The 24,939-nt window shown below is 72.1% G+C and carries 20 protein-coding genes; 7 read left to right on the top strand and 13 right to left on the bottom strand.

Going from position 1 to position 24,939, the window contains the following annotated elements; all coding sequences use genetic code 11:
* Positions 1–60 precede the first annotated feature (60 nt).
* Genes ACIQG9_RS04215 through ACIQG9_RS04200 form a run of 4 tightly spaced genes read right to left on the bottom strand, consistent with a single transcriptional unit; the run spans position 61 to position 5,090 of the window.
* Positions 61–348 (bottom strand): hypothetical protein, encoded by a 288-nt coding sequence (locus tag ACIQG9_RS04215; protein ID WP_400398263.1) that lies wholly within the window; start codon positions 346–348, stop codon positions 61–63.
* A complete protein-coding gene (locus ACIQG9_RS04210) occupies positions 317–4,303 on the bottom strand; it encodes a toxin glutamine deamidase domain-containing protein (protein WP_400398261.1) in 3,987 nt (1,328 codons plus the stop codon). Before ACIQG9_RS04210 ends, ACIQG9_RS04215 begins: the two co-directional genes overlap by 32 nt.
* A gap of 18 nt (positions 4,304–4,321) precedes the next feature.
* Entirely contained in the window at positions 4,322–4,666 is a 345-nt protein-coding gene (locus tag ACIQG9_RS04205; protein WP_400398259.1) for a hypothetical protein, read from the bottom strand.
* Positions 4,659–5,090 (bottom strand): YbaB/EbfC family nucleoid-associated protein, encoded by a 432-nt coding sequence (locus ACIQG9_RS04200; protein WP_400398257.1) that lies wholly within the window; start codon positions 5,088–5,090, stop codon positions 4,659–4,661. The genes ACIQG9_RS04205 and ACIQG9_RS04200 overlap by 8 nt, the downstream gene beginning before the upstream one ends.
* A gap of 73 nt (positions 5,091–5,163) precedes the next feature.
* On the opposite strand from ACIQG9_RS04200, the gene ACIQG9_RS04195 reads away from it, so the two are divergent.
* Entirely contained in the window at positions 5,164–6,396 is a 1,233-nt protein-coding gene (locus ACIQG9_RS04195; protein WP_400398255.1) for an SUKH-3 domain-containing protein, read from the top strand.
* A 35-nt stretch (positions 6,397–6,431) separates the two neighbouring features.
* Here ACIQG9_RS04195 and ACIQG9_RS04190 read toward each other — a convergent pair whose 3' ends face one another.
* Positions 6,432–7,871: an aldehyde dehydrogenase family protein gene (locus ACIQG9_RS04190; protein ID WP_400398253.1), complete on the bottom strand. Its 1,440-nt coding sequence runs from the start codon at positions 7,869–7,871 to the stop codon at positions 6,432–6,434.
* Between the two features lie 141 nt (positions 7,872–8,012).
* Here ACIQG9_RS04190 and ACIQG9_RS04185 point away from each other — a divergent pair, with 141 nt between their 5' ends.
* Both ACIQG9_RS04185 and gabT read left to right on the top strand, forming a co-directional pair.
* A complete protein-coding gene (locus tag ACIQG9_RS04185; protein WP_400398251.1) occupies positions 8,013–9,446 on the top strand; it encodes a gamma-aminobutyraldehyde dehydrogenase in 1,434 nt (477 codons plus the stop codon).
* Between the two features lie 129 nt (positions 9,447–9,575).
* A complete protein-coding gene (gene gabT, locus ACIQG9_RS04180) occupies positions 9,576–10,847 on the top strand; it encodes a 4-aminobutyrate--2-oxoglutarate transaminase (RefSeq protein WP_400398249.1) in 1,272 nt (423 codons plus the stop codon).
* 170 nt (positions 10,848–11,017) lie between these two features.
* On the opposite strand, the gene speB is transcribed toward gabT, so the two are convergent.
* The 7 genes from speB to ACIQG9_RS04145 are packed head-to-tail and all read right to left on the bottom strand — an operon-like array spanning position 11,018 to position 18,876.
* Positions 11,018–12,019, bottom strand: a complete 1,002-nt coding sequence (gene speB / locus ACIQG9_RS04175; protein WP_400398247.1) for an agmatinase — start codon at positions 12,017–12,019, stop codon at positions 11,018–11,020.
* Complete coding sequence (locus ACIQG9_RS04170; RefSeq protein ID WP_400398245.1) at positions 12,016–13,218, bottom strand: saccharopine dehydrogenase family protein; 1,203 nt, start codon at positions 13,216–13,218, stop codon at positions 12,016–12,018. Before ACIQG9_RS04170 ends, speB begins: the two co-directional genes overlap by 4 nt.
* Positions 13,218–14,765, bottom strand: a complete 1,548-nt coding sequence (locus ACIQG9_RS04165; protein ID WP_400398243.1) for an NAD(P)/FAD-dependent oxidoreductase — start codon at positions 14,763–14,765, stop codon at positions 13,218–13,220. Before ACIQG9_RS04165 ends, ACIQG9_RS04170 begins: the two co-directional genes overlap by 1 nt.
* On the bottom strand, positions 14,762–15,604 hold the full coding sequence (locus tag ACIQG9_RS04160) for an ABC transporter permease (protein ID WP_400398241.1): 843 nt from the start codon (positions 15,602–15,604) through the stop codon (positions 14,762–14,764). The genes ACIQG9_RS04165 and ACIQG9_RS04160 overlap by 4 nt, the downstream gene beginning before the upstream one ends.
* Positions 15,601–16,512 (bottom strand): ABC transporter permease, encoded by a 912-nt coding sequence (locus ACIQG9_RS04155; protein ID WP_400398239.1) that lies wholly within the window; start codon positions 16,510–16,512, stop codon positions 15,601–15,603. The genes ACIQG9_RS04160 and ACIQG9_RS04155 overlap by 4 nt, the downstream gene beginning before the upstream one ends.
* 22 nt (positions 16,513–16,534) lie before the next feature.
* Positions 16,535–17,686: an ABC transporter ATP-binding protein gene (locus ACIQG9_RS04150; RefSeq protein WP_400398237.1), complete on the bottom strand. Its 1,152-nt coding sequence runs from the start codon at positions 17,684–17,686 to the stop codon at positions 16,535–16,537.
* Positions 17,687–17,691: 5 nt separating this feature from the next.
* Complete coding sequence (locus ACIQG9_RS04145) at positions 17,692–18,876, bottom strand: extracellular solute-binding protein (protein WP_400398235.1); 1,185 nt, start codon at positions 18,874–18,876, stop codon at positions 17,692–17,694.
* A gap of 208 nt (positions 18,877–19,084) precedes the next feature.
* Here ACIQG9_RS04145 and ACIQG9_RS04140 point away from each other — a divergent pair, with 208 nt between their 5' ends.
* Positions 19,085–19,597 (top strand): Lrp/AsnC family transcriptional regulator, encoded by a 513-nt coding sequence (locus tag ACIQG9_RS04140; RefSeq protein WP_400398233.1) that lies wholly within the window; start codon positions 19,085–19,087, stop codon positions 19,595–19,597.
* 83 nt (positions 19,598–19,680) lie between these two features.
* Here ACIQG9_RS04140 and ACIQG9_RS04135 read toward each other — a convergent pair whose 3' ends face one another.
* Positions 19,681–19,830: a hypothetical protein gene (locus ACIQG9_RS04135; protein WP_400398231.1), complete on the bottom strand. Its 150-nt coding sequence runs from the start codon at positions 19,828–19,830 to the stop codon at positions 19,681–19,683.
* A gap of 1,030 nt (positions 19,831–20,860) precedes the next feature.
* On the opposite strand from ACIQG9_RS04135, the gene ACIQG9_RS04130 reads away from it, so the two are divergent.
* From ACIQG9_RS04130 to ACIQG9_RS04120, 3 genes are read left to right on the top strand one after another with little or no spacing between them, the layout of a single operon-like run.
* Positions 20,861–22,207 (top strand): aspartate aminotransferase family protein, encoded by a 1,347-nt coding sequence (locus ACIQG9_RS04130; protein WP_400398229.1) that lies wholly within the window; start codon positions 20,861–20,863, stop codon positions 22,205–22,207.
* Positions 22,192–22,887, top strand: coding sequence for a pyridoxamine 5'-phosphate oxidase family protein (locus ACIQG9_RS04125; RefSeq protein WP_400398227.1), 696 nt, complete (start codon positions 22,192–22,194; stop codon positions 22,885–22,887). The genes ACIQG9_RS04130 and ACIQG9_RS04125 overlap by 16 nt, the downstream gene beginning before the upstream one ends.
* Positions 22,887–24,263: an NAD(P)/FAD-dependent oxidoreductase gene (locus ACIQG9_RS04120; RefSeq protein ID WP_400398225.1), complete on the top strand. Its 1,377-nt coding sequence runs from the start codon at positions 22,887–22,889 to the stop codon at positions 24,261–24,263. Before ACIQG9_RS04125 ends, ACIQG9_RS04120 begins: the two co-directional genes overlap by 1 nt.
* Positions 24,264–24,939: the final 676 nt, after the last annotated feature.

Here is a 24,939-nt window from a genome sequence, read left to right as displayed (position 1 = left end):
CCGTGCACCTCGGGCAAGCCGAGCACCCGAGGCCGGACCGCCTTCGACAGAGGACGCAGACTAGCGGCCACGCGCTTGCGCGAAGCGGCGTCGGATGGACTCGACGTCCGGCAGACACTGCCCACCGGTCACGCTGATCGCAGCGCGCTCCCCTGCGGCTCGGTCGACCTCCTGGTAGCGCCCAAAGTTTCGATGATCATCGAGGAATCGGGCGACGAGTTCTGGGTTGTACTCCCAGGATCGGCGGCGGTGATCCCACACCAGGGCGTGTCCCTCGGTCGAGTCGACCACGAACACACCGGACGGCTCAGCCTCGTCAGAGATGCGGTACAGAACGTAGTAGGTCAACACTCAGACGCTCCAGTTGTTGTTCCAGTTCGGGAGATATGGGGAAGTCCTGCGCCGTCAACCCGAACCTGAGCGCGACATCCGCGAAGTCCCGCCCCTCCGCCCGGAGTAGTTCGGTATAGGACCGCCAGATACTTGCGTTGAGGTGGACCCACTTCGCGAAGCTGGCATCCTTGGCCGGGAAGACGACCGAAAGACGAGTGGGGACTTCATCTGGTATTCCACTACGACGGTTGATCGCCAACATTTCCAGGAACGCGTGGACCCGGCGAGCCGGAGACTGCACAGTACGGCGTAGGACCTCGTACGCGTGATGCGTCTCCAGCCATGCCGCTCTGGATGACTGACTGTGCAGTTGCAGCTCGAACAACTGACCCTCCGGGGAGCTTACGGTGCAGTTGAAGCCATAGAAACGGTTGCCCACCCGCCAGAAGTTCTTACAGGACCGATCCCCGACCGTGAAGCCTGCTCGTCTCAGCTCTTCCAGTACCCCCCGCACCGCCCGCTCATACGGCTCCCCTTCCGGTACGACGAGACAGAACCTGAGCACATCGTTGACCTCGCTGCTGAATTCCTCCACCGAGACGCCGAGCGCCACTGCCTCGTCGAGGAACTTACGGGCGAGGGATTCCGGGCTCTTCAACCGGAACTCCTGGTCGCGCAACTCAACAGCACCGCTCGCCCCCAGCGTCACGGTCACCCGCTCGGCTACGCGGTTGAGCGCGCTTTCCACCCTGTCGGCCGCTGTCCGCGCTCGCTCGTGCAGCCGATCAAGCGCGCTGCGCTCGTCAGCGGCGAGTTCGGCCGTTGGCTCGGACGGCATCTCGGGTGGACCGCTCGGCGCTGGCGCATTGCCGTACGCATCGGGCGACGGTCCTGGTCTGCCCGGGCCGTCGAGCAGGTACATCCGGTTGACGTACGGGTCGCCGTACCCGTGCTGGTCGTCGGGCGCCGAAGGGTGGTGGGGCAGATCCGGATGGACGCTGAACCGTCCCCGCGCCAGCCCACCCAGCGGCATCGGCCGGCCGTCCCCGCCGAGCACCAGGACATCGATGCTGACCACGTTCTCGGGATGCGGACGGCCACTGTGGGCGTACAGCGGGCGGTCGTGGACCGTTCCGTTCTGCGGGTCGAGGTAGAGCACCGCGCCGTTCTGGTTGAGCGCCACCCAGATGTGCGAGCCGCCGTCCTCCCACTCGGTGATCAGGAAGGCATAGCTGCCATGACGGCCCAGGATGAGCTGGTCGTGGAGATTCCGGTAGCCCCGTTCGACGGATTGGTGCAGCAGCACCGGCCCGGGCGTCTCTCCCTCCTTGACCACGAAGAGCTTCTGGAACCGGCCACCGGTGACCTCCTCGACCCGGCCGGGTCCACCGGCCTCACCGTTGATGGGCCGCTGGATGTCGCCTTCGAGGTAACCGTCGAAGGTGCGAGGGGCGGAGACCCGGGGCCGGCCGTGCAGCCACGTCTCGTAGAGGGACAGGGTGCAGTCCAGGCAGTTGATGCCCCGGGTGGGGTCTGCCTGCGGTCCACCGTCGTTGGCCAACGCGAACCATCCGCCTGCACGCGGATCTGCGGTACGGACGACGCTGCCGTCCGGGTTGCGGGGCATCTGCCGTTCGAGGTCGGTCTGATGCAGGGCGAGCGGTGGTCGCAGGCCGCCGAACTGCCCGTACCGCCGGGACCGGTCGATGGGCGGCGGGTTGTCGTCCCCGGTGAGGGCCGACCGGTCCGCCGTCTCGATCGCACCGAGCGCCAGATCGGCAACATCATTGTTGATCCGATAGAAATCAACGGCATCGTCGACTACGACTTCGGCTGGTGCGATGACCCCGGTCAAGGCGGCTTCGGCTTGATCGTTGAGTTCGTGGGCGTCGCGTTCGGCCACGGCGCTGGCTCTGGACAGGTGTTCCGCGCGGACCGTAAACCCGGACCGAGCGGCCTGCCGGGCCTGCTCACGGAACCAGCGCGCCCTGTCCATGAAGTCATTCGCCGACTCACGTAGATGTGCTGCGAGATCACGCCGACGTTGATCCTCGTACCAAACCCGTTGTGCCTGAAGGTGCCCCTGATAACGGCTACGGTCAAGTGCTTCCCGCTCGGCGGTTGGCCAGACGGAAGGCCTGGGACGAGGTGGGTCGTCCTCATCTCGTGGCTCTGGGGACGCCAGCGGCAAGCTGTGGTCGACGGTTGGGGTGGCCGGTCCAGGGGCCAACGCATCCAGGAGGGGAAACCGGTTGGCGTAAGGCGGTGACAGGCTGCCACCGGTGTCCCTCGATGCCGCGCCCGCCCCGTCGTACGGAAGCGTCCCGTTCACTGTCCCGGGCAGGACTCGCTGGGGTGGCGTCGTTGCCGCATGCCCGGCGGTGGTCGGCGTGGCGTGTCCTGACGAAGGTCCGGCAACAGACGGCGGGGCGGCGATCGAAAAGGAGGGAGATCCCCCGGCCGTCGCACCTCCATCTGAGATTCCCATCGTCGCTACCCCGTGTGTCGGCGTGCTGCTCCGCACCAACGCGGTCGGCGCCTCGGCAGCCGGTGACGACGAATGATCGAGGCTTACCGCCGAGAGGGTGGGCGTGGCAGTTGCTGGCGCCGGATCGGCTTTGGCCGGTATCGCAGGGTCGACCACGGTGGACAACAGGCTCGGGGCTCCCAGGTCAGGGGAGACGGGTACTACCGAATTCGTCTGCCCACCTGCCACGGTGGAGGACGATGCCGGACCGGCGCCGACCCCAGAGCCGTGCGGGGTTCGCGCCTCCCGCGCCGCATCGACCGCCCCAGCCGAATCGACGACCGGGGCCAGGCCGTCCGGCGCGGGCAGGCTCGGGCCTACGTGGCCTGGCACAACGTCGGGGGCGGGCACCGGAACTCCGCCGGCCACCAGCGGTGACGACGGCGGCGCGGGGAAGTCGGCGGCCACCTGGGACGCGTCGGCCAGCGAGTGCAGACGACCGTCGAGCCGGGCATGCAGTGCCGCGTCCGCCTGGCTGGTCGCCGAGCCGCTGACCCCGGAGACGGCGGCCCGGGTGGCATCCTCCAGCGACACCATGCCCTGGCCGGTGGCCAGGCCCGCCGCGCCCTCGGCGAGCACCTCACCGGTCATCTCCCGGCCGAGGTGTTCGCCGACCCGGGCGCCCCGCCCGGTGGCGTGGCGGCCCAGGCCCGCCAGCGGCGCCACCGCGCCGCCGGCCAGGCCGCCGAGTGCCGACGTACCCAGATCGGCAAGGTCGAGGCCGTGTCGGCGGCCGGTGGAGTTCTGGTACGCCTGGGTCGCCAGGCTGACACCGGCCTCCTCGCCCGCCTCGAACATGCCGCCCCTGAGCGCGCGCCGGCCGAGCCCGCGCATCCCGCCCTTGGCCACCTCCTTGGCGGCCCGCTCGCCCGCTTCCTTGAGGCCCTGCCGGAGCGCCTTCCTGGCCATCTGCGCCAGCAACCGCCGGAAGATCTGTTGGATCACCAGCCGGCTGGCGGTGACCGCCGCACCGGCCGCCGGTGAGGCGGCCCCGGCGGTCAGCGCGGCGGCGACGGCGAGAGCCAGCAGTTCCACGACGAGGATGCCGAGTTCGATCCACACCTCGAGCTTGGCGGCCTCGATGTCGCAGCCGCACTCCTCGACCAGTCGCCCCAGGTCGGTGCTGACCGCGAGCAGGACGGGCAGCGGCGCGTCGTCACCGTCGGACAGCCGCCGCCAGGCGGTGTCGAACGCCTCGGACACCGCGCCGATCCCGCCGTAACCGCTGCGCACCTGCGCGGCGGCGGTGATCGCGTCGTCGCGTGGACCGGTCAGGGCTCCCGCCACGGCGTACCACTGGTCGGCGAGGTCCCAGACGGCGCGTTCGTCGCCGTCCGGCCACTCGACGCCGACCACCCAGTCGAGCGCCTCGTAGGCCCAGCCCGGCAGGTCCCAGGGGCTGTAGTCGAGGGGATGCGGGATCGGGCTGGGCAGCACACTCACGGACTTCTCCCCCGCGGCTCAGCGCCGGTCGGCGCGCGGGTCGATCACCCCGTCGAGGCGGCGGCCGCTCGCGGCATCGGTCTGCACGTTGGCGTCGACCGAGGTGACCACGTCGGCGCCGAGCCCCTCCAGCGACCGCCCGACGCCGGCCCAGGCACGCAGCAACGTCTCCTCGTAGGACCGGTAGCGTTTCTCGAAGGCGGCGCCGATGTCGTCCCGGCCCCACGGACGGCCGCCGCTGGCCCCCGCGATCGCCCCGCCGACCTGGTCACGACGGGCGCTGATCGCCTCGCCGGCGAGGTGCAGGTCGATGCCTCCCCGGCGGGCCCGGTCCGGGTCGAGCCAGAGCTGCCCCTCAGCCATGCCGCTCCCCCTCGCTCCTGAGCACCGCGTCGGCCCGCCCGAGCAACGCGCCGAAATCTCCCGTACGCAGGAAGTCCACCGTTCCCGAACCGTCCGGCAGGTGCGTGGCGACCATTGCCTGGGTGGCCGCGGCGGCTGCGGCGGCCGCCCGGTGCACCGTCGTGGTGATCTTCCGGCCCAGCGCTTGGTGGTCGCGGTCCTGGTAGACGGCCGGGTCCAGCTCCACCGAGATCAGCTCACCACGCGGGCCCACGGTCGCGGTCACCTGACCGTCGTCGGACCGCTCGGTGACCCGCAACTCGGCCAGTTTGGTCTGAAGTTCGTCCATACCGGACCGCAGCCGGCGGTACTGACCGTAGACCTCGTCGAACCGCGCCCTGAGCGCCTGGTTGGCATCCCGGTCCACACTCTCGGCCAACGTCACCCTCCCCGGTCACCGTCAGTCAGCCGAACCATACCGGGCGCCACGATCCCGTGGGGTCCGGTAGTTTCGGGCCGTGATCGATCGCCAGCAGGCCGAGCAGCTCGCCACCGTGTGGGCCCGCCGCGACTCGCAGCGCCTCGGCTACGAGTGCCGCCCGGTGCTGGACGAGTTCGACCTCGGCTACGTGATCAGGTCATCGGTGGCCCGCGCCGTCGACACCAACCCCGGCGACCTGCCGACCACCGTCGTCGACAAGGAGACCGGCGAGGTCACCACCTGGCCCCGCGTGCCGGCGGCGGTGGTGCAGCAGATGTACCGCCGCAGCCGCCCCGCCGGTCCGCCGGCACCCCGGACCGTCGACCCGGCGAGCCGGCTGCTCCGCGAGATTCGCCGGCTCCCCACCCCGGCCACCGTCGCGCACCTGACCGTCGAAGGCCGCACGTACGTCGGCCACGGCGCCAAGGGCGACGTCGAACTACACCACCATCCACTGGTCCGGGCCTACCTGGACGAACTACCCCCGGGCCATCTGGTCCGGGGCGGGGACCGGCACGCCGAACTGATCGTCGTCTCCGACGTCCTCTACGAGTACGACCACCGCCGCACCACAGCCGGCCAACCTCCACTCAGTCCTGCTGAGGCGGCTGCCCTGCTGTCGGTCTGCCGGCTGGACGTGTTCCGGGTACGGGAGGTGGGCGATCCGGCGGGCGGACGGACGGAGAGTCTGTGTGAGTCGTGTACGAGAGGACTGGTGCACCTCGGTGCACTACCGTGGCCTGAGCTCGGAGCGACGACCGAGCCGACCGCCATCACGCGGCCCGTACCAGTCGGCGGTCGGTTCCCGCCCGACGTGGCTCAGGCCCTGGCCGACGCGGGCTGGGACCAAAACCCGCTCAACTGGGCGCTGGTGGAGGGCGCGATGACCGAGACGTGCGAGGTGACAAGCGCCGTCCACCGACACGAGCGGTTCGCCGCTGCGGAACGGGTATTCCTGGACTTCCCGGCGATCAACACCTTTCGTCGGCGGCCCGGTGTTGACGTATGGATCCGGTTGTTCGACACCAATCCCCTCCGGGCCGCGCACACCGCTGACACCCTCGCGGACTTCGGTGCCGTGCTCGGCGTACGACTCTTCCCGATCGGCTCGGAGCGCCAGGACAGCATCCTCGCCGTCGACGAGCACGGGCGGATCTTCGCACTCGACCAGGCCGGCGAGTGGTTCCTCGGCGACGACATCGACGCCGCGCTGACCACCCTGCTGCTCGGCCTGGCCCCGGCCCGGATCCGCGACGACGGCACCTGGTGAGCGGGCCGGGAGGCGCTCACCAGCACGGGGGATGACTACAGCGGCATCCCGGTGAGCACCATCACCCGGGGCTCGGTGTAGTCATCCATCGCGCTGCGCAGCCCCTCCCGCCCCACGCCGCTGCCCTTGACCCCGCCGTACGGCATCTGGTCGGCCCGGTACGACGGCACGTCGCCGACGATGACCCCGCCGACCTCCAGGGTCCGCGCGGCGGCGAAGGCGACGTCCAGGCGGTGGGTGAACACGCCGGCCTGCAACCCGTACGCCGAGTCGTTGACGGCGGCGAACGCGGCGGCGTCGTCCGCGACCTTCGCGACCACCAGCACCGGCCCGAAGACCTCCTCGGCGCAGACCCTGGCGGTGGACGGCACCCCGGACAGGACGGTCGGCGGGTAGGTGGCGCCGTCGCGTCGGCCGCCGACCTCGACGGTGGCGCCGGCGGCGACCGCCTCGTCCACCCACGCCTCGACCCGGCGGGCGGCGTCCTCGGAGACCAGCGGGCCGACGTCGGTCAACTCCGAGGTGGGGTCCCCGGTCCGCAACTCCTCGACGGAGGCAACCAGCCGGGGCAGGAAGCCGTCGTACAGCCACTCGTGCACGAGGACCCGCTGCACCGCGATGCAGGACTGCCCGGCCTGGTAGTTGGAGAAGGTGGCGATCCGGTGCGCGGCGAAGGTCAGGTCCTCGTCGGAGGCCCAGTCCTCGCAGATCACCACCGCCGCGTTGCCGCCGAGTTCCAGCGTGACGTGTTTCTCCGGCACCTGCCGGCGGATCGCCGCGCCGACCGGCCCGGAGCCGGTGAACGACACCACCGGCAGCCGGGGGTCGGCGACCAGTTCGGCGGCCCGGTCGTTGGGCAGCGGCAGCACCGAGAACATCCCCGCCGGCAGGGCCGTCTCGGCCAGGATCTCGCCGAGCAGCAGCGCGGACAGCGGCGTCGCCGGGGCCGGCTTCACGATGATCGGCGCGCCCACCGCGATCGCCGGGGCGACCTTGTGCGCCACCAGGTTCAGCGGGAAGTTGAACGGCGCGATGCCCAGTACCGGCCCCTTGGGCACCCGCCGGACCAACGCGATCCGTCCGGTGGCGGCCGGGTCGGTGTCGAGGCGTTGCAGCTCGCCGGAGAAGCGCCGGGCCTCCTCGGCCGCCCAGCGGAACGTCGACACCGCCCGTCCCACCTCGGCCCGCGCCCACTTGATCGGCTTGCCGTTCTCCGCCGTGATCAGCTCGGCGACCTCCTCGGCCCGCTCGGCGAGCCGGCGGGAGACGTGGTCCAGGGCCGCCGCCCGGGCGTGCGCGGGCAGGGTCGCGGCGGTCGCGGCCACCCCGGCCGCCGCCGCGACCGCCGCCTCGATCTGGTCGGGCGTGGCCCAGGTGGTACGCCCCACCGCCCGGCCGTCGTACGGGTGGGTGACGGTCAACTCGCCGTCGCCGTGGACCGCACGACCGGCGACATAGAAGGCTCTCGGCTCCACGCACCGCAGCGTAGACGACCCAGGCCCGCACGGAAACAGTCGCCCGAAACCTTGTCTGCCGCGAATTCAGTAGCCAAGATGGCAGTCAGATTGCGATTACCTCCGCTAACCCGACTCCCGGCCATCCTCGGAGACATCCCCATGAGCGACCAGCAGCTCCGCAACTTCGTCGACGGCGCGTACGTCGACCCGGTGGACGGCGGCTACGCCGACCTGATCGACCCCTGCACCGGTGAGGTCTTCGCCCAGGCGCCCGTCTCCGGGGCGGCGGACGTGGACGCGGCGATGAGGGCCGCCGCCACCGCCTTCGAGACCTGGCGGGACACCACGCCCGCCGAGCGGCAGAAGGCGCTGCTCAAGCTCGCCGACGCGGTGGAGGCCCGGGCGGCCGAACTGGTCGACGCCGAGGTCCGCAACACGGGCAAGCCGCGCCAGCTCACCGCCGAGGAGGAACTGCCGCCGGCGGTGGACCAGTTCCGCTTCTTCGCCGGTGCCGCCCGCCTCCTGGAGGGCCGTTCGGCCGGCGAGTACCTGGCCGGGCACACCTCGTACGTGCGGCGCGAGCCGATCGGCGTCTGTGCGCAGGTCACCCCGTGGAACTACCCGCTGATGATGGCGGTCTGGAAGATCGCCCCGGCCCTCGCGGCCGGCAACACGGTGGTGCTCAAGCCGTCGGACACCACGCCGGTGTCGACGCTGCTGCTGGCCGAGATCGCCGCCGAGTTCTTCCCGCCGGGCGTGTTCAACGTGGTCTGCGGCGACCGGGACACCGGCCGGGCGCTGGTGTCGCACCCGACCCCGCAGCTCGTGTCGATCACCGGCTCGACCCGGGCCGGCATGGAGGTCGCCTCCGCCGCCGCGCCGGACCTCAAGCGCACCCACCTGGAGCTGGGTGGCAAGGCCCCGGTGGTGGTCTTCGACGACGCCGACGTGGCGGCGGCGGCCGAGGCGATCGCGGTGGGCGGCTACTTCAACGCCGGCCAGGACTGCACCGCCGCGACCCGGGTGCTCGCCGGCCCCGGCATCCACGACGACTTCGTGGCCGCCCTCGCCGAGCAGGCCCGCAACACCAGGACCGGCGCCCCCGACGACGAGGACATCCTCTACGGCCCGCTGAACAACGCCAATCAGCTCGCCCGGGTCAGCGGCTTCGTCGACCGGCTGCCCGACCACGCCGCCCTGCACTGCGGCGGTGCCCGGGTCGGCGAGCGCGGCTACTTCTACTCCCCCACCGTGGTCTCCGGCGTCCGTCAGGCCGACGAGATCATCCAGCAGGAGGTGTTCGGTCCGGTCATCACCGTGCAGCGCTTCTCCGACGAGGACGAGGCGGTGCGCTGGGCCAACGGCGTCGACTACGGGCTGTCCGCCTCGGTCTGGACCCGCGACCACGGCCGGGCGATGCGGATGACCCGCCGGCTCGACTTCGGCTGCGTCTGGGTGAACACCCACATCCCGTTCGTCTCGGAGATGCCGCACGGCGGCTTCAAGCACTCCGGGCACGGCAAGGACCTCTCGGTCTACAGCCTGGAGGACTACACCCGGATCAAGCACGTCATGCACCACATCGAGGGCTGAGCGGTGGGTACGAGGAGTGCGCCGACCCGGCGAGCCCCACGGTCACGAACGGTAGGGAGCCGAGCGGTGAGCACCAGGAGTGTGCCCGTCCGGCGAGGCCCGCGGTCGCGGGTGAGGGAGGGCTGAGCCTTGGCGTCGAGCGAGGAACTGCACAAGCGGCGCGGCGCGGCCGTGGCCCGGGGCGTCGGCAGCACGATCACGTCATACGTCGACCACGCCGGCGGCGGCACCATCACCGACGTCGAGGGCCGGCAGTGGATCGACTTCGCCGCCGGCATCGCGGTGGCCAACGTCGGCAACTCCGCGCCGAAGGTGGTCGAGGCGGTCCGGGCGCAGGTCGAACGGTTCACCCACACCTGCTTCATGGTCGCGCCGTACGAGTCGTACGTGGCGGTCTGCGAGCAGCTCAACGCGCTGACCCCGGGCACGTTCGAGAAGCGTTCGGCGCTGTTCAACTCGGGCGCCGAGGCGGTGGAGAACGCCGTCAAGATCGCCCGGCACGCCACCGGTCGGCCGGCGGTGGTGGTCTTCGACCACGCCTACCACGGCCGGACCAACCTGACCATGGCGCTGACCGCGAAGAACATGCCGTACAAGCACCGGTTCGGGCCGTTCGCCGGGGAGGTCTACCGGGTGCCGATGTCGTACCCGTTGCGGGACGGCGGGCTGTCCGGGGCGGAGGCGGCGGCGCGGGCGGTCGAGCTGGTGGAGAAGCAGGTCGGCGCGGAGAACGTGGCCGCGCTGCTGATCGAGCCGATCCAGGGCGAGGGCGGTTTCGTCGTACCGGCTCCGGGTTTCCTGCCGGCGCTGCGGGAGTGGGCGACGGCGGCCGGGGTGGTCTTCGTCGCCGACGAGATCCAGACCGGCTTCTGCCGGACCGGCGACTGGTTCGCCTGCCAGCACGAGGGGGTCGAGCCGGACCTGGTCACCCTGGCCAAGGGCATCGCGGGCGGGCTGCCGCTGGCGGCGGTGACCGGCCGGGCGGAGCTGATGGACGCGGTGCACGTCGGCGGCCTCGGCGGCACGTACGGCGGCAATCCGGTCGCCTGCGCGGCGGCCCTGGCGAGCATCGAGACCATGCACGAGCTGGAGCTGGCCGCCGCCGCCCGCCGGATCGGGTCGGCGCTGGGCGACCGGCTCCGCGCCATCGCCGCCCGCGACCCCCGGATCGCCGAGGTACGCGGCCGGGGCGCGATGCTCGCCGTGGAACTGGTCCAGCCCGGCACCCTGACCCCCGACCCGGCCGCCGCCGGGGCGGTCTCGGCGGCCTGCCACGCGGCCGGCCTGCTCACCCTCACCTGTGGCACCTACGGCAACGTGCTGCGGTTCCTGCCGCCGCTGGTGATCTCCGACGACGAGCTGGCCCGGGGCATGGACATCCTGGACGTGGCCTTCGGCTGACCGCCGACGGCCCCACCGGTCGTGGCACACCACGGGCACCGCATCCCCCAGGACGGGCAGGAAAGTTCCGGGGCGGTGGCGCATCCCGTGGTACCGGAACGTCAGTGCGCCGGACTGGTCGAGCCGTCCGGGCTACCGCTCCCCGGATCCTCGCACCGCACCGGGAGGCGTCAGCGGGCGTCCAGGAGGGGCTGCCTCGGGTCCCACGGCGGGCCGCCCTGGGCGTCCCGGCGGCGGCGGGCGATCGCCGACAGGGCCTCCAACACCACGCGGTTACCCAGGTACGCGGTGATGTCGGCGTGGTCGTACGGCGGGGCCACCTCGACCACGTCGACGCCGACCACGGGCAGTTCGTAGCAGACCCGACGGACGGCGTCGAGGAGTTGGCGGGAGGTGAGCCCACCCGGTTCGGGGGTGCCGGTGCCGGGGTCGACCACGTCCACGTCGACGGAGAGGAAGACGCCCGCGCACTCGTCGACCGCGATCTCGAACGCCTCCGACAGGCACGGGTCCAGCCCCCGGGCGACCAGCTCGGTCATCTCGTACGAGCGCATCCGCTGGTCGGCCATCCACGCCAGGGTCTCCGGGCCGGGCCAGTAGCCGCGCAGGCCGATCTGGAGGAACCGGTCACCGCGTACCGCGCCGGATTCGATGAGCCGGCGCATCGGCTGGCCGTGCCCGTGCAGGGAGCCGAACTCGACGTCCCCGGTGTCGGCGTGCGCGTCGAAGTGCACCAGCGACACCCGGCCGAAGCCGTGCTGGCGGGCCACTCCGGTGGCGTCGGGCAGGGCGATGGAGTGGTCGCCGCCGAGGACGACCGGGATCGCCCCGGCCCGCGCCACGGCGTGCACCGCGGATTCCAGCGACGCCAGCGAGCGTTCGATGTCGCCGGCGAACATCTCCACGTCGCCGGCGTCGTAGACGCGCAGGTCGCGCAGCGCGTCGACGCGCAGCGCCAGGGAAGGCCGGGAGCCGTCGTGCGGCAGGTAGCAGGCCTGCCGGATGGCGGACGGGCCGAACCGGGTGCCCGGCCGGTGCGAGGTGCCCCCGTCGAACGGCGCCCCGACGATCACCACGTCGGCGTCCGCATACGTCGCCGGCTCGGTGAGCGTGCGGGGCGGTACGCCGAGGAAGGTGACGTCGGGGCCGTACATCGGGCCGTAGCGGGTCACCGCTCCTCCATCCCCCAGGGCGATCCGTAGCCGGTGAGCAGGTCCAGGAACGGCCGAGGGGGCAGCGCCTCCGGGCCGAGCACGCCGGTGCCGGACCACTCGCCGGTGGCGAGCAGCTCCAGCGCCACCACCGGGTTGACGGCGGTCTGCCAGACCACCGCCTGGTGGCCGTACTCCCGCATGGACCACTCGTTGTCGACCACGTGGTAGAGGTAGACCCGGCGGGGCCGGCCGTCGACGCCGGTGCCGGTGACGTACGTGCCGGCGCAGGTCTTGCCGCGCATCCGGTCGCCGAGGGTGGCCGGGTCGGGCAGGCTCGCGGCGACGACGTCGCGGGGCGACACCCGCACGCCCCGCACCGACACCGGCGTGGTGGAGTCCAGGCCGACCTTGTGCAGCGACTTCAGCACCTCGATGAACTCGTTGCCGAGGCCGTACTTGAAGGTGACCCGCCTGGCCTTCACCCAGCGCGGGATCAGCAGCACCTCCTCGTGCTCCACGTTGACGCACTCGACCGGGCCGATGCCCGCTGGGAAGTCGAAGACCTCCGGCTCGCTGAACGGCTCGGTGGTGTACCAGCCCCGGCCCTCCTCCCAGATCACCGGCGGGTTGAGGCACTCCTCGATGGTGGTCCAGATGGAGAACGACGGGGCGAAGTCATACCCGTCGACGGTCAGGTTCGCGCCGTCCCGGATCCCGATCTCGTCGATGTCGGCGAAGAGCTCGTCGGCGGCGTACCGGGCGAACACGTCGGACAGGCCGGGCTCGATGCCGATGCCGCACAGCGCCAACCGGCCGGCACCGGACCAGCGGTCGGCGAGGGCGAACTGCTCGTCGCCGAGCTTCACCCCGGTCTCCGTGTGGGCGCGCGACGGGTGCGGGTGGGACAGCGACATCGCCATGTCCAGGTAGTCGGCCCCGGCGGCGAACGCGCCGTCGAAGATCGGCATGACGAATCGGGGGTCGACCGCGTTGAGCACGTGGGTGATCCGGTGTTCCCGGCACAGCGCGGCGACCGCGTCCGCCGAGGAGGCGTCGACCCGCGCGGCGACGAACCGGGCACCGTGCCCGGCCACGGCCCGCTCGGCGCGGGTGAGCTCGTAGTCGGCGACGACGACGGTCTCGAAGAAGGAACGACGGGCGGCGATGGCGACAGCGGCGGAGCCGACCCCGCCGGCGCCGACAAGCAGGATGCGCATCAGGAATCAAACCCCAAACCAAGACGATCGAGCGTACGGAGCCAGAGGTTGCGCCGGCCGTCGCGCGCGTCGGCGCGGGCCAGCGACCAGCGGGTGAGGTGGATGCCGGCGGCCCGGACGGGCTCCGGCGGGAACGGCAGCGGGGTACGGCGGACCAGGTCGAGCCGGGTCAGCGGGGTCTGCTCCCCGCTTAGCAGGTCGAGCATCACCCGGGCGCCGAACCGGGTGGCCCCGACGCCGAGACCGGTGTAGCCGGCCGCGTACGCCAGCCGCCCGTCGTAGGCGGTGCCGAAGAACGGGCAGAACCGGGTGCAGGTGTCGATCACCCCGCCCCAGCGGTGGCTGAACCGCAGGCCCTCCAACTGGGGGAACGTGGTGAAGAAGTGGTCGGCGAGGGCGGCGAAGGTGGCCTGCCGCTGGGCCAGCTCCGGGGCGACCCGGTTGCCGTAGTGGTAGACCGCGTCGTAGCCGCCGAAGAGGATCCGGCCGTCGTCGGTGATCCGGTAGTAGTGGAACTGGTTGCCGGTGTCCGCCAGCCCCTGCCGGTTGCGCCAGCCGACCGCGTCCCGCTGCGCCGCCGTCAGCGGCTCGGTCATCAGCGCGTAGTCGTAGACCGGCACGGTCCAGGCGCGCAGCCGGCGCAGCAGCGGCGGGAACGCGTTGGTGGCGAGCACGACCTGCCGGGCCCGCACCACCCCGGGCGTCCCGCCCGGCCGGCGACCGTCGCCCCGCACCGCACCGCCCCCCGTCGGCCCGCCCGGTTGGCGACCGTCGCCCCGCACCGCGCCGCCATCCGTCGGCCCGGCGCCGGGGCCGCTGCCGGCCGGGCGCGACGCCGCGTGCCCGAGGGTGTCGGCGCGTAGGGCGGCCCCGTCGCGCCGGAGGCCGGTGACCCGGGTGTGCTCGTGGATCCGCACCCCCTCGGCCAGGCAGGCGCGGCGCAGGCCCCAGGCCAGCCGCGCCGGGTCGAGCAGGGCGACCCGGTCCCGGTCCCACAGCCCACCGAGGTACGTCGGCGAGTCCACCTCGGCGCGCACCTCGTCGGCGTCGAGCAGCCGCACGTCGTGGCCGTACCGGCGGCCCAGTTCCGCGTCCTCGGCGAGCCCGGCGAGCTGGTACGGCGCGACCGCCACCGCCAGCTCGCCGGTACGGGCGAAGTCGCAGTCGATGTCGTACTCGGCGACCGTGGCGGCGATCGCGTCCAGGTTCTCCCGGCCGAGACGTTCCAGGTCGGCGATCTCCTCGGGGAACCGGTCCACGCCGTTGGCCAGGCCGTGGGTCAGCGAGGCGGCGCAGAAACCGCCGTTGCGCCCGGACGCCGCCCAGCCGCAGGTGCCCGCCTCGACCAGCAGCACGTCCCGCTGCGGGGCGGCCCGCTTGGCGAGCAAGGCGGCCCACAGCCCGCTGTACCCGCCGCCGACGACCAGCAGGTCGGCGGTGTGCGTACCGTGCAGCGGCGGCAGCGGGTCGGGGCGTTCCGGGCGGTCCAGCCAGTAGGGGACGGGCGCCGCGTCGGCGAGCGCCCGGCCGGTATGCGGGAGGATCATGACGGGCTCTTCGCCCGTCGGCCGGCCGCGCCGGCGGCCGGGAGTCCGGCCCGTCGGGACCGCCGGCCGCGCAGCGAGCTGAGCCCGACCAGCAGCACCGCGATCCCGAACATCGCCGTGCCGATCACGTTGACCTGCGGCGGGATGCCCCGCTGGGCGGCACCCCAGACGTACATCGGGAAGGTGACGGTGGTGCCGGCGTTGAAGTTCGTGATGATGAAGTCGTCGAAGCTGAGCGAGAAGGCCAGCAGCGCGGCGGCGACGATGCCGGGGAGCACCAGCGGCAGGGTGATCCGCCGGAAGGTCTGCCACTCGCTGGCGTAGAGGTCCATCGCGGCCTCCTCCAGCCGCCGGTCCATCCCGGCGAGCCGGGCCTTGACCGTCACCACCACGAACGACACGCAGAACATGACGTGCGCGATGACGATGGTCCAGAAGCCCTGCGGCACCCCTGCGGAGACGAAGAGGGCGAGCAGCGAGGTGCCCATCACCAGCTCCGGCGTGGCCATCGGCAGGAAGATCAGCACGTTGATCCCGGCCCGGCCCCGGAACCGGTGGCGGACCAGGGCGAACGCCATCAGGGTGCCGATCACCGTGGCGACGACGGTGGCGATGAAACCGATCTGCACGCTGTGCACCACCGCGTCGCACATGTCCGAGGTGGCGCAGGGCTGCCGCCAGTTGTCCAGGGTGAACTCGTTGAAGTCGTACGACAGCCGGCTGGACGGGCGGTTGAAGGACAGGCCGGCGACGACGACGATCGGTAGCGAGAGGTAGCCGAGCACCAGCAGGGCGACGATCATCACCCACCGGTCGGCCAGCCAACGGGAAAGCCTCACAGCACCTCCTCCGTACCGGCCCGGCGCAGGTAGACGAAGACCACCGCGAGGATCGCCGCCATCAGCAGGAACGACAGGGCGGCGCCCTGCGGGTAGTCCAGCCGGACCAGGAAGGCCGAGTCGATGACGTTGCCGATCATGTACTCGTTGGGGGTGCCGAGCAGCTCCGCGTTGATGTAGTCACCGGTCGCCGGGATGAAGAACAGCAGCGTGCCGGCGATCAGGCCGGGCATCGACAGCGGCAGGGTGACCTTCCGGAAGGCGCGCAGCGGGCTGGCGTACAGGTCGCTGGCCGCCTCCAGCAGGCGGTAGTCCAGCCGCTCCAGGCTCGCGTACAGCGGCAGCACCAGGAAGGGCAGGAAGTTGTACGTCAGCCCGAGGATCACCGCGACCGGGGTGGCCAGCAGCCGGCCGTCCGGGCCGAGCAGGTGCACGTCGCGCAGCAGCCCGACGAGCCAGCCGTTGTCCGACAGGATGGTCTTCCAGGCCAGGGTGCGCACCAGGAAGCTGGTGAACATCGGCGCGACCACGCAGACCAGCAGCAGGTTCTTCCACCGGCCGGCCTTCTGCGCGATCGCGTACGCCAGCGGGTAACCCATCAGCAGGCCCAGCACCAGGGCGATCCCGGCGTAGCCGAAGGATCGGGCGAACTGCGGCCAGTACGCCTGCAACGCCGTCGGGTAGTTGCCGAACGCCCAGGTCAGCGCGTACCCGGTGGAGAGCGAGCCGGTCGGGTCGTAGAGGCTGGCGGCGGCGAGCTGGAGCAGCGGCAGGGCGAAGAAGACGAACAGCCACGCCGCGCCGGGCAGGAGCAGCAGGTACGGCAGCAGCCGGTGCCGCCCCCGCCGGGGTGCCGGCGGTGCCGCCGCCGGCCCCGCCGGGGTGGGTACGGGTGCCAGCGCCGTCACGACGCCGCCCCGCTCCACCCGGTCACGACGACGCCCCCACCGGCTCGTCGAGCAGCGGGCTGGTGCGGTCGTCCTGGCCCGGCTCACGGGGCAGCAGGAAGGCGTGCCGGGGATCCCAGTGGGCCACCACGGACGCGCCGACCGGGAGCTGCCCGCCGAGCCCGCTGTTCGCCGCGAACGCGGAGAGTTCGCTGCCCCAGCCGGTGCGGACCAGGTACTGGGTGCTCACCCCCACGTACGACGCGTCGGTGACCAGCCCCTCGACGTGCTGGTGACCGCTGGGCACCTGGTCGGCTCCGCCGACCAGGTGCAGCTTCTCCGGACGTACCCCCAGGTAGACGGCGCCCCGGTCGGACCGGGCGCGGTCGGTGGGGACCGAGAAGCGGGCGCCGTGCGCGGTGACCGGGACCTCGGACCCGGCCGGGCCGGCGGCCTCCGCGGCGAGCAGGTTGGACTGGCCGAGGAAGTTCGCCACGAACGCGGTGGCCGGGTACTCGTAGAGCTCGGCCGGAGCGCCGAGCTGCTCGATCTTCCCGGCGTTCATCACCGCGACCGTGTCGGCCATCGTCATGGCCTCCTCCTGGTCGTGGGTGACGTGCACGAAGGTGATCCCGACCTCGGTCTGGATCCGCTTCAGCTCGATCTGCATCTGCCGGCGCAGCTTCAGGTCGAGCGCGCCGAGCGGCTCGTCGAGCAGCAGCACCTGCGGGTGGTTGATCAGCGCGCGGGCCAGCGCGACCCGCTGCTGCTGCCCGCCGGAGAGCTGGGCCGGGCGGCGGCCGCCGTAGCCGTCGAGCTGCACCAGCGACAGCATCCGCTGGACCTGGTCGTCGACCTTGCGGATGCCCCGCCGGCGCAGCCCGAAGGCCACGTTCTCCGCGATGTCCAGGTGCGGGAAGAGCGCGTAGCTCTGGAACACCGTGTTGACCGGCCGCTTGTACGGCCGCAGCCGGGCGATGTCCCGGTCGCCGAGCAGCACCTGCCCGCCGCTGGGCTCCTCCAGGCCGGCGATCATCCGGAGCGTGGTCGTCTTGCCGCAGCCGGACGCTCCGAGCAGGGCGAAGAAGGAGCCCTGCGGAACGGTCAGGCTGAGGTCGTCGACGGCGGTGAAGACACCGAACCGCTTGGTCAGGTTGGCCAGCCTCAGGTCGCCGGCCGGTGACTCGTTCGCCATCCCGATCACGCCCCGATAACCTGCTGGAACTTGGACTCGTACTCCTTCTCCTGCTTCTCGTCCAGGGCCATGAAGACCTTGGACTTCGCCAGCAGGGCGTCGTCCGGGAAGATCAGCGGGTTGGCCGCCAGTTCCGGGTCGATCTTCTCCATCTCGGCTTGGGCACCGGTGACCGGGCAGATGTAGTTGACGTACGCGGCGAGCTTCGCGGCCACCGCCGGCTCGTAGTAGTAGTTGATCAGCTCTTCGGCGTTGCCCCTGTGGGTGGCCTTGTTCGGCACCAACATGTTGTCGCTGAAGAGCATCACGCCCGAGTCCGGGGCGACGAACTTGACCTTGGGGTTGTCGCCGGCGAGCTGGATCACGTCGCCGGACCAACCGACGCACGCGGCGATGTCGCCCTTGGCCAGGTCGGGCGCGTAGTCGTTACCGGTGAACTTGCGGATCTGCTTGGATTCGACGGCCTTGCGGAGCTTGTTGAGCGCGTCGTCGAACTGGGCGGCGGTGAAGTTCGCCGGGTCGTGGCCGTTCGACTGGAGCAGCAGGCCCATGGTGTCCCGCATCTCCGACAGCGCGGTGACCTTGCCCTTGAGGTCGGGGCGGGTGAGCAGTTCGTCGACGGTACGGATCTCGGCGGTGACGCTGCCGTTGTAGGCCAGGCCGGCGAGGCCGGACTGCCACGGGATGGAGATCCGGTTCTCCGGGTCGAACGAACGGTTGCGCAGGGACGGCAGCAGGTTGGCCGCCACGTTCGGGATCCTGGCCGGGTCGAGCTTCTGGATCCAGCCGAGCCGGATCATCCGGGCGGCCATCCAGTCGGTGAGGACCACGACGTCCCGCCCGGTGCTCTGACAGCCGGCGAGCTGGTTCTGCACCTTGCCGAAGAACTCGTTGTTGTCGTTGATGTCCTCGGTGTAGGTGACCTTGATGCCGCTCCGGGCGACGAACGCGTCGAGGCTGGGGCGCTTCGACTCGTCCTTCTCGTCCACGTCCATGTACTGCGGCCAGTTGGAGAAGGCGAGCGTCTTCTCGGTGCCGGAGAGGTCGTCGCTCTTGCAGCCCGCCTCGGTCTGGGTCGCGGCCTTGGTGCCGCATCCGGCGAGCGTGCCGCCGGCGGCGAGCAGGGCGGCTGATCCGAGCGTGCCGGTGAGCAGTCCACGCCGGGTGAGGGGCCGGAGGGGAGTACGCATGTGACGACTCCTAGGGGGTCGTCCGTCGGCGGCGGGGACGGGGGTGCGGCGCCGGCGGGAGGGGTCAGGTGCCTGGGACGACTGATCCTGACATGAGGTGACCAGCCCCACAAGGGATTCCGTTGCAGGAATAGCTCTGGACGACGAATTACGCCAGACTGCCGGTGGCACTAGGCTCAGCCCGGGGAACGGACATGGGGAGCGGTCGATGACGATCCGGCAGCAGGAGAACGGCAACGGCGGGCGACGCGTCGCCGTGCGTGACGGCGCCAGTCACGCGCTGTTGGACGACGTGGCGAAGCAGATCATCGAGCAGTTGCAGGAGGACGGCCGCCGGCCGTACGCCACCATCGGCAAGGCGGTCGGGCTCTCCGAGGCAGCGGTACGCCAGCGGGTGCAGCGGCTGCTCGACGCCGGGGTGATGCAGATCGTCGCGGTGACCGACCCGCTCCAGCTCGGCTTCCCCCGCCAGGCCATGATCGGCCTGCGCACCGACGGGGACCTGGAGACGGTCGCCGACCGGCTGGCCGAGTTCGAGGAGATCGACTACGTGGTGATCACGGCGGGCTCGTTCGACCTGCTCGCCGAGGTGGTCTGCCGCAACGACGCCCACCTGCTGGAGATCCTGCAACGGCTGCGCTCGGTGCAGGGGGTGCTCGCCACCGAGGCGTTCGTCTACCTCAAGCTGCGCAAGCAGACCTACAGCTGGGGCACGGCCTGATCAACCGGCACGGTCGGCCGACGTCCGGTGAACAGGGCGCGGACGGCGACGTCTGGTCGACGGGCGCGGACGGCGACGCCTGGTCAACGGGCGCGGACGGCGACGTCTGGTCGACGGACGCGGGCGGCGATGTCTGGTCGACGGGCGCGGATGGCGACGAGGGCGCGCCAGGACTCCGGGGTGAAGCTCACCGTGCCACCGGCCCGGCCCTTGCTGTCAGTACCGACATTCACGCCCCGGCGCACGACAGCGACGGCGTGTCGATGCCCCCGTGGTGGGCGTGTTACGGCAAGTCCTCCCCCTGAAGCCCCGGGGCGCACCGGAACGCCCCGACTCCGTCCGCATTGGGTTGATCCACTCCAGGTCCCCGATTTGGCGGTGTCCCGCTGCCCTGGATCCCGCCATATCGGGGGAACGGAGTCGATCATGTGCGGACTCGCGACGCCGCCAGGCAGTCCGACCCCGCGCCGCCTGCTCGCCGCGCGGCACGGCGCCCGCCCGCCGCGCGGCAGGGCAGGGCATGCGCCGCGCTTCACGCTCCACCTCGCGCCGCCCGGCGCCGCGCCTCACGCACACTCCAGCGACCCACGCACGTCCCGACGCCCGCCCCGCAGGTCCACCGCACGGAAACACACACCGCACAGGCCCCGCCGCCCCACGCAGGGCCCCGCCGCCCCACGCAGGGCCCCGCCGCCCCACGCAGGGCCCAACCGCCCCGCGCACGGTCCCACCGCGCCGTCCACGACCCCACTGCCCCGCGCATCGCCCCACCGCCTCACGCACGGCCCCACCGTCCCGCGCACGGCCACACCGTCCCGCGCACGGCCACACCGGCCCGCTCACGGCCACACCGGCCCGCGCACGGTCCCACCGCCTCGCGCACGGCCACACCGCCCCACCGGCCACACCGCCCCGCGCACGACGACCCACCGCCCCACACACCGCCGCGCACGACCCACCGCCCCACGCACCGCCCCACCGCCCCACGCACCGCCCCACCGCCCCACGCACCGCCCCACCGCCCCACGCACCGCCCCACCGCCCCACGCACCGCCCCACACACCGCCCCGCGCGCACCTCGCCGGACGCCGCGCACGCCCAGCTTCCGTGGCGTGCGGATTCCGTTGCGAGCTGTTCACACCTGCGCTGAATCCGTCGCGCAAAGCGCGAATGGCGCTTGCATTTCGCGGCGTTGCTGTGGGATAACCGTGGGCAGAGCGGCCGGTGTCACCCCTGACCGGCCCGAGACCCGATGGGGCTGACATGGCCAACGCCACCGACCACCTCTGGATGCACTTCACCCGGATGGCCAGCTACTCCGCCGGCGAGGTTCCCACCATCGTGCGCGGCGAGGGCACGTACGTCTGGGACTCGCAGGGCCGCCGCTACCTGGACGGGCTCGCCGGGCTCTTCGTCGTCAACGCCGGTCACGGGCGCACCGAGCTGGCCGAGGCCGCCGCCAAGCAGGCCGGCGAGCTGGCCTACTTCCCGCTCTGGTCGTACGCCCACCCGAAGGCGATCGAGCTGGCCGAGAAGATCGCCTCGCTGACCCCGGGCGACCTGAACCGGGTCTTCTTCACCACCGGCGGCTCGGAGGCCGTCGAGGCGGCGTGGAAGCTGGCCCGGGCCTACTTCAAGCGCACCGGCAAGCCGAACAAGCACAAGGTGGTCAGCCGGTACATCGCGTACCACGGCACGTCGATGGGGGCGCTGTCGATCACCGGCCTGCCCGGCATCAAGAGTGACTTCGAGCCGCTGGTGCCGGGCGGCATAAAGGTGCCCAACACCAACTTCTACCGCGCCCCCGAGCACGGCGACTCCCCGGAGGCGTTCGGCCGCTGGGCCGCCGAGGAGATCGGCCGCGCCATCGAGCGGGAGGGGCCGGACACCGTCGCCGCCGTCTTCCTGGAGCCGGTGCAGAACTCCGGCGGCTGCTTCCCGCCGCCGCCCGGCTACTTCGCGCGGGTCCGCGAGATCTGCGACGCGTACGACGTGCTGCTCGTCTCCGACGAGGTGATTTGCTCCTGGGGTCGGCTCGGCGAGTACTTCGGTGCCGTCCGGTACGGCTACCAGCCCGACATCATCACCACCGCCAAGGGCATCACCTCCGGGTACGCCCCGCTCGGCGCGATGATCGCCAGCGACCGGCTGATGGAGCCGTTCCTCACCGAGACCGGCATGTTCGCCCACGGGGTGACCTTCGGCGGTCACCCGGTCTCCTGCGCGGTGGCCCTGGCCAACCTGGAGGTGTTCGCCCGGGAGGACCTGGTCGGGCACGTCCGGGCCAACGAGGACGCCTTCCGGTCCACCCTGGAGAAGCTCACCGACCTGCCGATCGTCGGCGACGTCCGGGGCGACGGCTACTTCTACGGCATCGAGCTGGTCAAGGACAAGGCGACCAGGGCGACCTTCGACGAGGCCGAGTCGGAGCGGCTGCTGCGCGGCTTCCTGTCGTCGGCGCTCTTCTCCGCCGGGCTCTACTGCCGGGCCGACGACCGGGGCGACCCGGTGATCCAGCTCGCCCCGCCGCTGATCGCCGAGCAGGAGCAGTTCGACGAGATGGAGCAGATCCTGCGCGCCGTACTGACCGAGGCATGGGCCCGGCTCTGACCGGCGGACCAGGCTCGGACGGGGCCGGCTCCCGGAGCACCGGGGACCGGCCCCGCGCCGTCGGCGGGACCGACCGGACCCGGGTACGCCGCCTGCCCGACCTGGCCGTGCCCGACCGGGCCGTGTTGTACGCCGTCCTGGATGCCGGCCGGGTCGGACACCTGGCCATCGCCGACGGCGACCAGCCGTACGCCCTGCCGGTGGCGTACGCCCGCGACGGCGGTCGGGTGCTGGTGCACGGTTCGACCGGCAGTCGACTCTTCCGGCACCTGGCCGCCGGCGCCCCGGCCTGCCTGACCGTCACCCTGCTCGATGGCCTGGTACTGGCCCGCAGCGCCTTCGAGTCCTCGATGAACTACCGGTGCGCGATGGTGCTCGGCCGGCTCACCGAGGTGGCGGGCGACGCGAAGCCGGCGGCCCTGGCCCGCCTCTCCGAGCACCTGTTGCCCGGCCGGTGGGCGGTGATCCGGCCGCCGTCGGCGAAGGAGTTGGCCGCCACGCTGGTGCTCGCCCTGCCGCTGGACGAGTGCTCGGTGAAGATCAGCGCCGGCCCGCCCGACGACCCCGAGGACGACCTCGACCGGCCGGTCTGGGCCGGCGTGGTGCCGGTCGTCGAGACGTACGGCATTCCGCAGCCCGATCCGCGGCTGCGCGTCGACCAGCCCCCACCGGAGTGGTGATGCGTTACCAGGAGCTGTCGTACTGGCTGTCCACCGTGGACGAGTCGTTGACGCCGCGCCCGCCGTTGCCCGGCGACACCGACGCCGACGTGGTGATCGTCGGTGCCGGCTACACCGGTCTCTGGACGGCGTACTACCTCGCCGTGGCCGACCCGACGCTACGGATCACCGTGCTGGAGGCCGAGGTCGCCGGGTACGGCGCGTCCGGCCGCAACGGCGGCTGGTGCTCGGCGCTCTTCCCCACCTCGCTGCCGGCGCTGGCCCGCCGGTACGGCCGGCACCGGGCGCTGGCCATGCAGCGGGCCATGCACGACACGGTCCGCGAGGTCGGCCGGGTGGTCTCCGCCGAGGAGATCGACTGCGACTGGCAGCACGGCGGGACGGTGCTGCTGGCCCGCACGGAGGTCCAGCTCGGCCGGGCCCGGGCGGCGGTGGCCGAGGCCCACGAGTACGGCCTGGACCCGGGGGACCTGGTGCTGCTCGACGCCGCCGGGGCCGCCGCCCGGTGCGCCGCCGAGGGGGTACGCGGCGGGACGTACACCCCGCACTGCGCCGCCGTGCACCCGGCGAAGCTGGTCCGTGGCCTGGCCCGGGTGGTGGAGCGACGCGGGGTGACGATCCACGAGCGGTCCCCGGTGACCGCGATCCGGGCCGGCGCGGCGGTGACCCCGGCCGGCACCGTACGGGCCCCGGTCGTGGTCCGGGCCACCGAGGGGTACACGCCGGCGCTGCCCGGCCAGCGGCGGACGGTCGCCCCGGTCTACTCGCTGATGGTCGCCACCGAGCCGCTGTCCGAACAGACCTGGGCGCGGATCGGGCTGGCCGACCGGGAGACCTTCTCCGACTACCGGCACGTCATCGTGTACGGCCAGCGCACCGCCGACGGGCGGCTGGCCTTCGGCGGGCGGGGTGCCCCGTACCACTTCGGCTCCCGGATCTCCCCCGGGTACGACCGGGAGCCGCGGGTCTTCGCCGCGCTGCGCCGGGTGCTCGGCGAACTCTTCCCGGTGCTCGGGCCCGAGGTGCCGGTCACCCACACCTGGGGCGGCCCGCTGGGGGTGGCCCGGGACTGGTCCGCGTCGGTCGGGTTGCACCGGTCGTCCGGGCTGGGCTGGGCGGGCGGCTACGTCGGCGACGGGGTGGGTACGAGCAACCTGGCCGGTCGTACCCTCGCCGACCTGATCCGGGGCGAGGACACCGAACTGACCGCGCTGCCCTGGGTGCAGCACCGCTCACCACGCTGGGAGCCGGAGCCGCTGCGCTGGCTCGCGGTCAACGCCGGCCTGCGGGTGATGTTCTCCGCCGACGAGGCCGAACGCCGCACCGGCCGCCCGTCCCGCCGCGCCGCCGCCTTCGCCCGCCTCCTCGGCCACTGACCCTCCCCACCCCGGCCCCGCTCCTGCCCTTGATCCCAACCCCACCCTGACCCCGGCCCTGGACCCGACTCGACCTGGACCTGGGGCTGGACCCAGCCCGACCCTGGATTCGGTCCCGGGACTGGCCCTGCCCCCGGTCCCGACCCTGGACCCCGGACCTGACCGTGGACCCACCCCTGGCGCGGGACCCACCTGGGCCCAGACCTGACCGTGGACTCGACCCCGGCCATGGACCAGCCTGCACCTGGTCAGAACTTGGCGCTGGTCCCAGCCCTGACCGCCCCGCCCGGCACCACGGACCGGACTGGCAATAGTGGATGTGGTGTCGCTCTTGATCTCTCCGCCCGCCATCAACCCCATGATCATCGCCACTTCATGGGGAGCGCCGGTCGAGATCCACTCCGCATCGGCGATGTGGCGGCATCGAGGCGGCTCCTAGACCGCCACATCGCCGATCTGGAGTGGATCAAGCAGCCAGACGGACAGCCAGGCCGGCGGTGGTTCATGTGCCGCACCTGGGCAGAGACGAAGGCAGGGCGAGCGCCGACGCAGGGCGAGCGCCGGCAGGGCGAGCGCCGACGCAGGGCGAGCGCCGACGCAGGGCGAGCGCCGACGCAGGGCGAGCGCCGACGCAGGGCGAGCGCCGACGCAGGGCGAGCGCCGACGCAGGGCGAGC

Origin of the sequence: Micromonospora sp. NPDC092111, assembly GCF_044755745.1 — a bacterium.
In the GTDB taxonomy this organism is placed as follows: Bacteria; Actinomycetota; Actinomycetes; order Mycobacteriales; family Micromonosporaceae; genus Micromonospora.
Note: the sequence above shows the minus strand (reverse complement) of the source record. Positions and strands in the feature narration are given on the sequence as shown.

What these genes read in the sequence shown, in the direction of transcription:
- ACIQG9_RS04205 (WP_400398259.1), bottom strand. Translation starts at nt 4,666, where the DNA reads ATGGCTGAGGGGCAGCTCTGGCTCGACCCGGACCGGGCCCGCCGGGGA.
- ACIQG9_RS04185 (WP_400398251.1), top strand. Translation starts at nt 8,013, where the DNA reads ATGAGCGACCAGCAGCTCCGCAACTTCGTCGACGGCGCGTACGTCGAC.
- ACIQG9_RS04170 (WP_400398245.1), bottom strand. Translation starts at nt 13,218, where the DNA reads ATGCGCATCCTGCTTGTCGGCGCCGGCGGGGTCGGCTCCGCCGCTGTC.
- ACIQG9_RS04165 (WP_400398243.1), bottom strand. Translation starts at nt 14,765, where the DNA reads ATGATCCTCCCGCATACCGGCCGGGCGCTCGCCGACGCGGCGCCCGTC.
- ACIQG9_RS04150 (WP_400398237.1), bottom strand. Translation starts at nt 17,686, where the DNA reads ATGGCGAACGAGTCACCGGCCGGCGACCTGAGGCTGGCCAACCTGACC.
- ACIQG9_RS04145 (WP_400398235.1), bottom strand. Translation starts at nt 18,876, where the DNA reads ATGCGTACTCCCCTCCGGCCCCTCACCCGGCGTGGACTGCTCACCGGC.
- ACIQG9_RS04140 (WP_400398233.1), top strand. Translation starts at nt 19,085, where the DNA reads ATGACGATCCGGCAGCAGGAGAACGGCAACGGCGGGCGACGCGTCGCC.
- ACIQG9_RS04130 (WP_400398229.1), top strand. Translation starts at nt 20,861, where the DNA reads ATGGCCAACGCCACCGACCACCTCTGGATGCACTTCACCCGGATGGCC.
- ACIQG9_RS04125 (WP_400398227.1), top strand. Translation starts at nt 22,192, where the DNA reads ATGGGCCCGGCTCTGACCGGCGGACCAGGCTCGGACGGGGCCGGCTCC.
- ACIQG9_RS04120 (WP_400398225.1), top strand. Translation starts at nt 22,887, where the DNA reads ATGCGTTACCAGGAGCTGTCGTACTGGCTGTCCACCGTGGACGAGTCG.